9 protein-coding genes are annotated in these 12,401 nt (G+C 65.1%); 4 read left to right on the forward strand and 5 right to left on the reverse strand.

What is annotated here, in order from left to right:
• The first annotated feature begins 250 nt into the window (after positions 1 to 250).
• The 3 genes from ACZK33_RS13760 (at position 251) to ACZK33_RS13770 (ending at position 5,571) form a co-directional block, all read left to right on the forward strand.
• Complete coding sequence (locus tag ACZK33_RS13760) at positions 251 to 2,614, forward strand: autotransporter family protein (protein WP_423174925.1); 2,364 nt, start codon at positions 251 to 253, stop codon at positions 2,612 to 2,614.
• Positions 2,615 to 2,873: 259 nt separating this feature from the next.
• Positions 2,874 to 5,033 carry a TonB-dependent receptor plug domain-containing protein gene (locus tag ACZK33_RS13765; RefSeq protein WP_423174897.1) on the forward strand — a complete coding sequence of 720 codons (2,160 nt, stop codon included), beginning with the start codon at positions 2,874 to 2,876 and terminating at the stop codon, positions 5,031 to 5,033.
• The gene (locus tag ACZK33_RS13770; RefSeq protein WP_423174898.1) at positions 5,023 to 5,571 is read left to right on the forward strand and encodes a thioredoxin-like domain-containing protein; all 549 of its coding nucleotides are present in this window, start codon (positions 5,023 to 5,025) and stop codon (positions 5,569 to 5,571) included. The genes ACZK33_RS13765 and ACZK33_RS13770 overlap by 11 nt, the downstream gene beginning before the upstream one ends.
• Positions 5,572 to 5,638: 67 nt before the next feature.
• Here the strand turns inward: ACZK33_RS13770 and mntR are convergent, their stop codons facing one another.
• A complete protein-coding gene (gene mntR, locus ACZK33_RS13775) occupies positions 5,639 to 6,109 on the reverse strand; it encodes a manganese-binding transcriptional regulator MntR (protein ID WP_006372477.1) in 471 nt (156 codons plus the stop codon).
• A gap of 116 nt (positions 6,110 to 6,225) precedes the next feature.
• Here mntR and ACZK33_RS13780 point away from each other — a divergent pair, with 116 nt between their 5' ends.
• Positions 6,226 to 7,557 (forward strand): Nramp family divalent metal transporter, encoded by a 1,332-nt coding sequence (locus ACZK33_RS13780; RefSeq protein ID WP_423174899.1) that lies wholly within the window; start codon positions 6,226 to 6,228, stop codon positions 7,555 to 7,557.
• A 205-nt stretch (positions 7,558 to 7,762) separates the two neighbouring features.
• Here the strand turns inward: ACZK33_RS13780 and ACZK33_RS13785 are convergent, their stop codons facing one another.
• From ACZK33_RS13785 to ACZK33_RS13800, 4 genes are all read right to left on the reverse strand, one after another.
• Positions 7,763 to 8,089, reverse strand: a complete 327-nt coding sequence (locus tag ACZK33_RS13785; RefSeq protein ID WP_032130003.1) for a thioredoxin family protein — start codon at positions 8,087 to 8,089, stop codon at positions 7,763 to 7,765.
• Positions 8,061 to 8,528, reverse strand: a complete 468-nt coding sequence (locus ACZK33_RS13790; protein WP_080356501.1) for a flavodoxin — start codon at positions 8,526 to 8,528, stop codon at positions 8,061 to 8,063. Before ACZK33_RS13790 ends, ACZK33_RS13785 begins: the two co-directional genes overlap by 29 nt.
• Before the next feature lie 25 nt (positions 8,529 to 8,553).
• Positions 8,554 to 9,594: a ribonucleotide-diphosphate reductase subunit beta gene (locus ACZK33_RS13795; RefSeq protein ID WP_423174900.1), complete on the reverse strand. Its 1,041-nt coding sequence runs from the start codon at positions 9,592 to 9,594 to the stop codon at positions 8,554 to 8,556.
• Between the two features lie 99 nt (positions 9,595 to 9,693).
• A complete protein-coding gene (locus tag ACZK33_RS13800; protein WP_423174901.1) occupies positions 9,694 to 12,057 on the reverse strand; it encodes a ribonucleoside-diphosphate reductase subunit alpha in 2,364 nt (787 codons plus the stop codon).
• Positions 12,058 to 12,401 lie beyond the last annotated feature (344 nt).

A 12,401-nucleotide genomic window follows, 5' to 3' on the forward strand; every position in this document is an offset into this window, starting at 1 on the left:
TGAGCATCCTGCACGCGCCATTCACTGCGCTCTCACGCACGCTGAATTATTCAGACCACGCGCTCCATTCAGTTTGGTGAGTTATTGAACGGGGTTTGAATCCGGCAAGTGCCGCTGCAGTCGTTTCAGATTAATTGCATGGCCCAGGCAAGACCCGATCCGCACAGTGCCGCCTCCGGTCCTGCGGATGCGGGTCCACCCCAATAAGCTTCAAGGAGAAACACCCATGCGCATGATGCAGTTCACGCCAATGCTTGCGTCCACTCCCCCAGAGCGCTCACGACTTGGCCTGGCCGTGGTCGCCTCATTGCTCTTCACTGCCGCAGGCTCTACCGGTGCAGCGACCGTCAATCCCGGGCAGACAGTAACCGTCACGTCAGGAAGCGCGCTGGAAGGTGAGGCATTCTCCGTCAATGGTGGAACGCTGATCGTCCAGAACGCCAGAACGTCCACGATCACGGGCCGCTATGCGAACAACGCCCCTGCCTCCGTTTCACTCCAGAACGCTACGGTCACCGGCGGAGGCATAAACAGCCTGGTCAACAGCAACGCCGTCATCCAGGACTCGAATATTGACGGCCGTATCACGCTGTCCACGAGTGTGGGTGCTTCTGCGCTTCCGCGCTCTCATGTGACATTGATTCGAAGCACCGTCGCCGGAACAGGAGGCATCTCTTTCGCCGCATCGGCTGGTGGTCGCCTCGATAGCGAAGCCACCCTGTTCAACAGCCGAATTCTCGTCACCGGCGCCACGGTCAATCTCAACGCCGGGACGTCCGTCAAAGGGGATACCAACGGCATCTCCGTCAACTACAACGGCGATACAAGATTTGCGGAGAACTTCAGCGAGTGGGGACTGACAATCGATGGATCCTCGGTCACCGGAACCGCCGGCAGCGCGATCCTCGTCACCCGCGGCAGCGGTGACGAGACCGTCCGCATCACCGCTCAGAACGGCGCCACGCTTACCGGCGGCAATGGCGTAATGATCGAAGCGCGCGACAACGCCCTGCTCGACTTCACCGCCCGCACCTCCACGCTCAACGGCGATATCACCATCGCCGATACCGCCACCGCAAAGATCAGCCTGCTCAACGGCCTCGACCTCACCGGCCGCATCCTCGGCCCGGCCGACGTCATCGTCGACCAGGGCGGCCGCTGGATGCTGTCCGGTGACAGCAACGTCGGCAACCTCACCCTCGGCGCGGGCAGCGACATCCTGCTCGGGCCGGGTGAGTTCCGCCAGCTGACCGTCAACGGCAACTATGTCGGCCAGGGCGGCACGCTGCACTTCAATACGGTGATGGCCGGCGATGATGCGCCAACCTCCAAGGTGCACGTCACCGGCGATGCCAGCGGCAGCACCCGGATCGTGGTCAACAACATCAACGGCGCCGGTGCGCAGACCGTCAACGGCATTCCGCTGGTGCAGGTCGATGGCACCTCCACCGCAACCTTTGCCATGCAGGGCCGCGCCATCGGCGGCATGTACGAGTATTTCCTGCGCAAGGGCATGCCCGGCACCGCCAACGGTAACTGGTACCTGACCTCGGCCTATACCGGCAACCCGTGCGATATCAATCCGGCGTTGCCGGAATGCCAGGGCACTGGTCCGGTGGATCCGGTCGATCCTGTGGACCCGGTCGATCCCATCGATCCCATTGATCCGGTCAATCCCGTCGATCCGGTCCCCGTGCTGCGTCCGGAACCGGGCGCCTACCTGGCCAACCAGGCCGCGGCCGTGCAGATGTTCCAGCTGCGTCGCCATGACCGCGGCGAGCCCGGCTTCGACCGCGCCCGCATCGGCACCTGGGTGCGCGCCGGGCGTGACCAGCTGCAGGCGAACGTGGCCGGCCAGGTCGATGCCCGTACCCACATCAACACCTTGCAGCTGGGCAGCGATGTCTGGCGCTGGGGCGATGGCCGTGGCCAGGTCGGCGTGATGCTGGGCACCGGCGAGGCGACCACGCAGGCGGTGTCGACGCTGAGCGGTTATGGCACCCGCGGCAAGGTCAAGGGCAAGTCGGCCGGTGTCTACCTGGGCTGGGTGCAGGATGCACAGAGCAGTGCCGGCCTGTATGTGGACGGCTGGCTGCAGGCAGCACGCTTCGACAACGAGGTGCAGGGCGAAGGCATCACCCGCGAGACCTACGACTCCAGGACCCGCAGCGCATCGCTGGAAGCCGGTTACGCCTGGGCCATCCGCAGCAGTGAGGCCAGCACGCTGTACCTGCAGCCGCAGGCGCAGCTGACCTGGACCGACTACGACGGTGACAGCCTGATCGAAAGCAATGGCACCACGGTCGAGGATGGTCGCGGCGGCGGCCTCAACAGCCGCCTCGGCGTACGCCTGTTTGGCCAGAGCGCGCTGCAGGGCAACCGCGTGCAGCCGTTCCTGGCAGCGAACTGGCTGCGTGGCGAGCGCGATGAGGCCATGCGCTTCAACAGTGAGTCGTTGAGCGCGAAGACGCCGGAGAACCGCTACGAAGTGCAGGCCGGTGCCCAGCTGCAGCTAGGCCAACGCTGGAGCGCATGGGGTGACCTGCGTGTGCAGCGTGGCGACAGCGGCTATCGCAACCACGGTGCCCAGGTGGGCCTGCGCGCCGCCTGGTAATCCCCTCGCCGCCCCGGGGCCAGACCGGGGCGGCGTTCCTCGATTTCCCTCGCACCCTGCCGGGCATGACATCCGGCAGGGTTCTGGCGCCTAATTGTAATGTTATAACATGGTCGTCCGCGATGTTCTGATCCTGCTTTCGGCTTCGTGATTGCATGGACTTATTTATATAGCAATTGCTATATCTATGACCCTCTGCTTTCATATGCGTCAGCCAGGTCGCCCTCGCCGCCTTTCCTCTCCCAAGGACGACGCCCTCATGCCCGTTTCCAGACCCCTTTCCCGCCGGCTGCCTCTGGCTGCCGCCATCGCCCTGACCCTGCCGTTGCCCGTGCTGGCAGCCACACCCAAGCCGACCGAGCTGGACCGCGTGCAGGTCAAGGTCAGCACTGCCACCCGCAGCGAACGCCTGCTGTCCGATGTCCCGATCCGCACCGAAGTGCTGCGCAAGGAAGACATCGCGCTGCGCGCGGCCACCGACTTCTCGCGTGCCGCCGAACTGATCAATGGCCTGCGCGTGGAAAGCAACTGCCAGAACTGCAACACCAGCGAAGTACAACTGCTGGGCCTGCCCGGCGCCTACAACCAGCTGTTGTTCGATGGCATCCCGCTGCTGTCCACCTTGGGCAGTGTGTACGGCCTGGAACAGATCCCGGCAGGCTTCGTCGACCGCATCGAAGTGGTCAAGGGCGGCGGCTCGGCACTGTACGGCCCGGGCGCGGTGGCCGGAGTGATCAACCTGATCCCGCCGCTGCCGGCGCGCAGCGGTGGCCATGTGCAGGCCGGCGTGGATGTCTTGAAGGGTACGCCGCAGAAGAACGCCGACGTGCGGCTGGACCTGGTGGCCAAGGACGCCGATGCCGGGCTGTCGGTGATCGCCCAGCGCAACTGGAACAGCGGCATCGACTACAACGCTGACGGCTACACCGAGATCACCCGCAAGAACCTCAAGGTCGGCGGGCTGCAGGCCTGGTATGCGCCCACACCGGGCACACGGCTGCGCCTGGACCTGCAGGTGACCGATGAAACCCGCCGCGGCGGCAATCGCCTGGACCAGCCCGAATACCTGGCCAACATCGCCGAATCGCTGGATACGAAGTACCGGCGCGGCAGCGTGTCGTGGGATCAGGAGATCAATGCCGACGTTGATTTCCGCCTGGCCTATGCCTTCGCCGACATCGACCGTGACAGCTTCTATGGCGGCCTGGGCGACGTGGTCACCGATCCGTCTGCGCCTGGCTATGACCCGTCGCAGCTGGACCCGAACGTGGCCGGCAGCGCGGCCTCGCGGTCGTGGCGCCAGTACGGCCGCACCCACAACCCGCTGCACTACATCGACAGCCAGTTGAACTGGCGGTTGGGGGCGCACGCGCTGGCCTTCGGCGTGCAGTACAAGCACGAGGCGCTGCGCGACGACAACCGCACCGGTGACGGCCAGCGGCTGGCAGTGCTGGAGGACGCTACCTTTCACAACCTGGGCGCCTTCATCCAGGACGAGTGGAGCCTGCGCGACAACGTCGACCTGGTGCTGGGTGCGCGCGTGGACAAGAGCTCGGAGCTGGACAGCGCGGTGTTCTCGCCGCGCATCGCGCTGGCTTGGCAGGCCACGCCCAACCTGAAGTGGCGCGCCGGCATTGCCACCGGCTTCCGTGCCCCAGAGATCTTCGTCGAGGATGTGCATGTCGATACGCTGGGTGGCGAACAGGTGCGCGTGCGCAACACCGACGGCCTGAAGGAAGAGCGCGCGTTGACCACCCTGTTCGGCTTCGACTGGCGATCTGACCCGGCCAATCCGGTGTGGAGCTGGGATGCCACCGCCTCGTATGCGCGCATCCGCGACACCTTCGCACTGGGCGAGATCCAGCGCGGCGATGACGGACAGCTCAGTCAGCTGCGCTACAACGCGTCCGGTTCCAACGTGCTGGGCGCGGAAACCAACCTCGGCTGGCAGCCGTCGCCGCAGTGGCGCCTGACCGCGGGTGCATCGTGGTACCGCTCGCGTTTCCGCGAACCGCAGCGCATCTTCGACGACACCGGCGACGGCGGCGACACCGTGATTGAAAGCCGGGACTACCTGAAGACCCCGCGCTGGACCGGCCTGGCCCAGCTCAGCTGGATGCCGGCCGAGCCGTGGGAGACCTTCGTCGCGCTGCGCCACACCGGCCCGATGTCGGTGCTGAACAACCGGCTGGGCGAACTGCACCGCACGCGTTCATTCCTGGTGACCGATCTGGGTGCGCGCTGGCACCGTCACCTGGGCGCGCAGGCGCAGCAGGAAGTGTCGGTGGCCGCAGGCGTCAAGAACGTGTTCGACCAGCGCCAGAAGGATCTGGAAGTGGGCGCGCTGCGCGACAGCGACTATGTCTACGGGCCGCGCTTCGCGCGCTCGTGGTACGTCAACCTGCGTTATGCGTTCTGATCCACTAGGAGCGTTGTTGCTGGCCTGTGCCGTGTTGCTGGCCGCACCGGCGATGGCTGCGGACCTGCATGCGCAGGTCTCGGCCTCGCTGATGCGGCCGGAACAGCGCTCGCTGCGACCGATGCAGTGGTCATCGCCACCGAAGCTGGTGGCGTTGTACTTCGGCGCCGACTGGTGCGCGCCCTGCCATGCCTTCGTACCCACACTGCGCAGCGTGCGTGACGCCTTGCGCGAGGCCGGCGCCGATACCGAAGTGGTGTACGTCAGCCTGGATGAGAGCGAGGCCGCGCTGCGCCGCTACATGCACGCGCAGGACATGCCGTGGCCGGTGCTGGACCCGCGCCGCGCCGCGCGCATGCCGGCACTGCAGGCATTGGCCGGGCTGGCACCGCCGAATCTGGTGCTGATCGATGCCGACGGCAAGGTGCTGGCCAATGGCTGGCAAGGCCGGCGTTACGAAGGCCTGCAGCCCGTGTTGAAGGAATGGACGAAACGGGCGTGCGCGCAGCAGCAAGCCCATTGTCCGCCCGATCTGTAGAGTCGAGCCACGCTCGACTCATTCCATCACCGCGCGAACAGCCGCCGGGCATGGCCCGGCGCTACCGTTACGGCGCCTCGCCCTCGGCCTTGCGCACGAACGCTTCGAACAACGCCAGCGTCTGCTCGCTTACATGGTGCTCGATACCCTCGGCATCGCGCCGTGCGGTATCCGGGTCCACGCCCAGCGCCAGCAGGAAACGCTCCACGGTCTGATGACGCTGGCGACTGGCATGCGCCAGCGCCTCGCCTTCCGGGGTCAGGAACACGCCACGATACGGTCGCTGCACCACCCAACCGTCGCGGGCCAGACGCCGCAGCATCTTCGCCACGGTGGGCTGGGCCACGCCCAGGCGGGTGGCGATGTCGACCTGGCGGGCCTCGCCGCCGTCGGCCAGCAGGTCCGAAATCAGCTCGACATAGTCCTCCACCAGCTCCATACGGTGCGCCTCACGCACTTGCCGGAAGCTCTCGACCTGGCGCTCGGCCTCGATCAGGGGGGTGCTTTTCAGCGATGTCGAATCGTCGGTCTTGCCCACGCCTGCGCCTGTCCTTCCGGTAGTTCCGGTGTTGAACCTGAATTCTGGACCAGTAACGCGATAAAGACGATTGTTTCACATTGCTAATGACTATAGCAGGAGCTATATTCGAACCCATGAGCACTCTGGCACCCCGCGACCCTTCGGCCTCCACTTCGGCCAGCCTGGGTGCGCTCAACGCCTCGGTGGCGGTGCCCGACAAGGGCCACTGGTGGTTCCGCCTGCTGGCCTTCCTCGGCCCGGGCTACATGATCTCGGTCGGCTACATGGACCCGGGCAACTGGGCCACCGACCTCGCCGGCGGTTCGCGCTTCGGTTACCTGCTGCTGTCGGTCATCCTCATCTCCAACCTGATGGCGGTGATCCTGCAGGCGCTGTCGGCGCGGCTCGGCATCGCTACCGGCATGGACCTGGCCCAGGCCTGCCGTGCCCGCTACCCGAAGCCGGTGAACCTGGCGTTATGGGCGCTGTGCGAGGCGGCGATCATCGCCTGCGACCTGGCCGAGGTGATCGGCACCGCGATCGCGCTGAAGCTGCTGTTCGACCTGCCGTTGCTGTGGGGCGCGGTGATCACCGCGCTGGACACGCTGCTGGTGCTGCTGCTGATGAACCGCGGTTTCCGTGCGCTGGAAGCTTTCGTGATCGCATTGCTGATGGTGATCTTCGCCTGCTTCATGGTGCAGATCGCGCTGGCCGCACCGCCGGTGATGGAAGTGCTGGGCGGTTTCATTCCGCGCGCGCAGGTGGTAACTGATCCGCACGCGCTGTACATCGCCATCGGCATCATTGGTGCCACGGTGATGCCGCACAATCTCTATCTGCACTCGTCCATCGTGCAGACCCGTGCCTACCCGCGCACCGATGAAGGCCGACGCAGCGCGCTGCGCTGGGCAGTGACCGACAGCACCCTTGCACTGACCCTGGCACTGTTCATCAACGCCAGCATCCTGATCCTGGCGGCGGCGGTGTTCCATGCCAATGGCCGATTTGATGTGGAAGACATCGAGCAGGCGCACCAGCTGCTGGCGCCCATGCTCGGCGTAGGCGCGGCGGCGACACTGTTTGCGATTGCGCTGCTGGCCTCGGGCCTGAACTCGACGGTGACCGCCACGCTGGCCGGGCAGATCGTGATGGAAGGCTTCCTGCACCTGCGTCTGCCGCCGTGGCTGCGGCGGCTGATCACGCGGGCGCTGGCGATCATTCCGGTGGTGGTGGTGATCATGCTGTTCGGCGACCAGGGCGCGGTGAAGCTGCTGGTGCTGAGCCAGGTGGTGCTGTCGATGCAGCTGCCGTTCGCGATCATCCCGCTGGTGCGGATCGTGACCGACAAGGTGACGATGGGCGCGCTGGTGGCCCCGCGCTGGCTGGGCAGCATCGCCTGGGTGATCGCACTCGTGATCGTGGCGTTGAACGTGAAGCTGCTGGTGGATACCTTCAGCGGCCAGTAGATCCACGCCATGTGTGGGTGCCGTTGTAGAGTCGAGCCATGCTCGACTCATCGCACACCGCGCGCAAAGCAGTCGAGCATGGCTCGACTCTACAGAAAGCAAATCCCGCCAGTAGATCCACGCCATGCGTGGATGCCTTTGTAGAGTCGAGCCATGCTCGACTCATTCCATCACCGCGCGAACAGCAGTCGAGCATGGCTCGGCTCTACAGATGCAGCGCAATGGCGGCTTCAATCTGCTGCGGCGACTGGAACCCGGCCAGGCGGGTGCGTTCGTCGCCGTCACGGAACAGGGACAGCGTCGGCGTCTGCCGCAACCCCAGTCCCCTGAAGAACGCTTCACCCAGCACTTCCAGCTGCACGCGCAGCAGGGTGATGCCCTGCCCTGCACTGCTGGTCGCCACGCGGTGCAGCGACATCTCCAGCATCCGGCACCCTGGGCACTGGTCCTTGTGGAAATCCACCAGCACCCTCGGATGTTCGGCCAGCAGCTGCTGGAACTGCTCAGGCGTGGTGGCGTCGATGATCTGCATCGGTGTTGCTCCAGTAATGGGCCAGGACCGCGTCGGTCCAGGCCTCGATGGCCGCGGCATGGCGAACGCCATGCGGCATCTGTTCGATCTCCAGCGGCGGGTAGTCGCTGCGGAAGTAGCGGATCAGCCGGTGCACGGCGCCGCAGTAGTACTCCTGTCCCCACTGCGTTTCGCCGGTACCGAACACCGCCAGCTGCCGTGGCCGCTCGCCGCGCTCGGCAATGCCGGCCACCCACGCCTTCATCTCCGCCGGCGTGCGGCCGGCGTTGTCGGTCCAGCAGCCCAGCAGCACCAGATCGGCCTCGCCGGCGGCCAGCGGCGGCGCCTGCCGCAGGTCGTCGGCCTCGTGCCAGTGCACGGCGTGGCCTGCTGCGCGGCAACGCTCGGCAATCTGCCGGCCGAGCTCGCGGGTGTTGCCACTCAACGAGGCGACCACCAGCAGAATGCTCAGCGATTCGCTGGGCTCAGAGGTCGTCGAAGCCGTTGTCGACGTTGGTCTTCTTGTAACTTGCATTGCGCATCTCGAAGAAGTCGGTCTTGGTTTCGGTGAAGTTGTCGGCGTAGGCCTTGATCCACGGCATCACGTTGTCGGTGGTGTCGCTGTACAGGCGCTCGATGCCGAGCATGCCGGCCATCTTGTTGGCGCGATACTTCACGTAGCGCACCATCTCGTCCACGTCGATGCCGTCGATACCGTCCAGCACCTCCGACGACCACTGCGTCTCCAGCTCGATCGCATACTCGAACGACTGGTGCACGTAGGCGGTCAGCTCGTTGGTCTGCAGCTCCGGGTTCTCGCCGATGATGGCGCGGATCAGCTCGCTGATGAACTTGGTATGCGCCAGCTCGTCGCGGTTGATGAAGCTGATGATCTTGCCGGTGCCGTTCATGCGGTTCTGCCGCACCATGTTGTAGAAGTAGGCGAAACCGGAATAGAAGTTGATGCCTTCCAGGATCGAGGACTGGATCAGCGACTTCAGCAGGGTCTCGGCGGTCTTCTCGCGCATGAAGTCGTCATACGCGCCCATGATCGGTGCGTTGCGCTTGATGATGGTCGGGTGGGTGCGGGCGATCTCGAAGATGCGGTTCTGGTTCGGCAGGTCGGTGATCGAGGCCAGCACGTAGCTGTAGCTCTCGTTGTGGATCACTTCCTGCTGGCCGATGATCGCCGCGTTGGCATGCGCAGCCGGGTCGGTGATGTACTCGGCCACGTTGTAGATGAAGCGGGTCTGCGGTGAGTCGAGCGTGGCGAGCAGGCCGATGATCGAGTCGTAGGCGTTCTTTTCGCGTGCGTTGAGCTCGCCGTACTGGCGGGCATCGAGTTTCATGTCGACCTCATCGGGAATCCAGAAGTTGGTCGACAGCTCCTTGTAGGCCCGATAGAACGACGGGTACGGAATGTCGTTCCAGTTGAGGATGCCGCTGGTGCGGCCGTTGATGATGCCGGTGCTGCGGTTGGGATGACGCGGTTCGAGGATCTTGATGCGGTCGAGGGGGGTTGCCATGGGTTTCTGCCTTCGTTCTCTTTCTATCGTGTTGCCGGCCAGCGGCCGGCACTACCGAAGATCGCGGGGTTGCCGGCCAGCGGCCGGCACTACCATTGATCAGCTGGAGCACCACTCGCATTCGCTGATGTCGATGTCGTTGGAGCGCACGTAGTAGGTGGTCTTCAGGCCTTCGCGCCAGGCGCTCAGGTGCAGCTCCAGCAGCGTGCTGGCGCGGATGGTGCTGGGCACGTACAGGTTGAAGCTGATCGACTGGTCGACATGGCGCTGGCGGCGTGCGTTCTGGCGCACGCTGGCGAACTGGTCGACCTTGTAGGCGCCCTTCTCGTAGTACGGCCAGGTTTCCAGCGACAGGCCCGGCGCGGCCACTGGCCGCCGGAAATCCTTCTTTTCCTCGTAGTAGAACGCGCTGTAGATCGGGTCGATGGAGGCGGTGGAACCCGCGATCTGTGCCGTACTCATGTTCGGCGCCACCGCCAACAGCCAGCCGTTGCGCAGGCCGTGCGTGGCGACCTCGCGGGCCAGGCTGTCCCAGGCCGCGCCGTTGTAGTCGCGGTCACTGAAGTAGCGTCCGTTGTGCCAATCGCTGCCGGCGAACATCGGGTAGCTGCCCTTTTCCTTCGCCAGCTGCGCGCTGGCCTGGATGGTCAGGAAGTTGATGCGCTCGTAGAGGCGGTCGGCCAGCGCTTCGGCATCCGGCGATTCCCACTGGATCGCCTGCTGCGCCAGCAGGTGGTGCCAGCCGAACGTGCCCAGGCCGATGGCGCGGTACTTGCGATTGGTGATCGTGGCCTGCGGCACCGGCAATGCGTTGAGGTCGATCACGTTGTCGAGCATGCGCACCTGGATCGGGATCAGGCGCTCCAGCACGTCGGTGGCCAGCAGGTCATCCGGTGCACTGATCGCACGTCCGAGGTTGATCGAGGACAGGTTGCAGACCACGAAGTCACCGGCCCGGCGTGTGGTGACGATCTGGTCGCCGCTGACGATCTCCTGGATCATCCGCGTCGGGCTCATGTTCTGCAGGATCTCGGTGCACAGGTTGCTGGAATAGATCATGCCCGCGTGCTTGTTCGGGTTCCGGCGGTTGACCTCGTCGCGGTAGAACAGGAACGGGTTGCCGGTCTCCAGCTGGCTGAGCATGATCCGCTTGAACAGATCGATGGCCTTCACCGTGCGGCGGCTGATGCGCTCATCGGCCACCAGCTCGGCGTAGCGGTCACGGAAGCTGCCCGAACCACGCTTCTCGTCGTAGAAGTCCTGCAGGTACCAGCCCTTGGCCTGCTTCACCTCGTGCGGGTCGAACAGGTACCAGTCGGCGCGACGCTCGACCGCTTCCATGAACAGGTCGGGCACGCAGACCGAGGTGAACACATCGTGCGCGCGCAGGCGCTGGTCGCCGTTGTTGAGGCGCAGGTCCATGAAGGCTTCGATATCGCGGTGCCAGATGTCCAGGTACACCGCCACCGCGCCCTTGCGCTGGCCGAGCTGATCAACCGACACCGCTGTGTTGTTGAGCTGCTTGATCCACGGCACCACGCCACCGGAGGAATTGGCCACGCCACGGATCGGCGCGCCGCTGCTGCGCACATAGCCCAGATAGGCACCAACGCCGCCGCCGTGTTTCGAAACACGGGCGATATCGGTGTTGGAGTCATAGATGCCCTGCAGGCTGTCGTCCACCGTGTCGATGAAGCAGCTCGACAACTGCCCGCCCACCTTGCCGGCATTGGCCAGGGTCGGTGTGGCCACCGTCATGTACAGGTTCGACAGTGCCCAGTACGCCTCTCCGACCAGCTGCATGCGCCGCTCGCGCGGCTTTTCCTCCTGCATCAGGTACAGCGCAATGGTCAGCCAGCGCTCCTGCGGCAGTTCGTAGACTTCGCGGCTGCGGTCGCTGGCCAGGTAGCGCGTGGCCAGCAGGTACAGGCCGTTGTACGCGAACAGGCGATCGCGTTCCGGGTCGATCATCTCGCCGGCCTGCTGCAATTCTTCCTTCGAGTAGCAGCGCAGGATGTCGTTGCTGTAGATGCCGCGATCGGCCAGGCTTTCCTGCAGGCCCACGTAGGAGCCGTACTTCAGGCCGACGTCGTAGAAGCGGTTGCGGCTGGCGCGCTTGTACAGGCGGCGCAGGTAGATGCGCGCTGCAAACTGTTCCCACTCCGGCGCGACCAGGTCCACGCGCGATTCGGCCTCGCGGATCAGCAGATCGACCAGATCATCGGCGCTGATGCTCGGTTTGCGCTCGACCATCGCCTGCACCACGCGGCGGTAGTCGCTCACATCCAGCTGCGGGAACTCGGCATGCACGGCGTCGATGCTGCGCTGCAGGCGCTCGGCCTCGAACGGCAGGCGACGGTTGCCGGCCTCCTTGGTGATCCAGGTCGGCACGCGCTCGCCACCGGCGCGCAAGGCGTCGCCAGCGCCGGCCAGATCGGCCACGCGGAAGGTACTGTCGGTCATGGTGGTGAAACTCCAGGCTCGCACGCGCGTTGGCGGTCGATGCCATGGCGGCCCTGCACGCGATACCGGCGCACGGGGCGGTCGGGGTGGGATGCCAAAGCGCGGGAACACCAGATCGTCGGCAACAGCCTGCGCCTGCGGCCGGTATCCGGGCCGTGGGGGCGATCTGGGTCCGCACGATGGCGGCCGCGTCGACACGGCAAGCCTTCAGGGGCGGGCCGCGGGACGTTTGCTGCATGTCCGGCGGCGGCGGCTGACCGGGAGTGACGGACACAACATAGTGGGGATATTCCAGTCCGTCAACACAAGATGCGGTAATCAGAACATGTCGCGACGATCAGTCG

The sequence above is a fragment of the Stenotrophomonas sp. 86156_Sma genome, assembly GCF_056481625.1.

Bases quoted from the DNA above. Each gene is read 5' to 3' on its own strand.
- ACZK33_RS13785 (WP_032130003.1), bottom strand. From the start codon at position 8,089: ATGCAGATCATCGACGCCACCACGCCTGAGCAGTTCCAGCAGCTGCTG.
- ACZK33_RS13765 (WP_423174897.1), top strand. From the start codon at position 2,874: ATGCCCGTTTCCAGACCCCTTTCCCGCCGGCTGCCTCTGGCTGCCGCC.
- ACZK33_RS13800 (WP_423174901.1), bottom strand. From the start codon at position 12,057: ATGACCGACAGTACCTTCCGCGTGGCCGATCTGGCCGGCGCTGGCGAC.
- ACZK33_RS13770 (WP_423174898.1), top strand. From the start codon at position 5,023: ATGCGTTCTGATCCACTAGGAGCGTTGTTGCTGGCCTGTGCCGTGTTG.
- ACZK33_RS13780 (WP_423174899.1), top strand. From the start codon at position 6,226: ATGAGCACTCTGGCACCCCGCGACCCTTCGGCCTCCACTTCGGCCAGC.
- ACZK33_RS13760 (WP_423174925.1), top strand. From the start codon at position 251: ATGCTTGCGTCCACTCCCCCAGAGCGCTCACGACTTGGCCTGGCCGTG.
- ACZK33_RS13795 (WP_423174900.1), bottom strand. From the start codon at position 9,594: ATGGCAACCCCCCTCGACCGCATCAAGATCCTCGAACCGCGTCATCCC.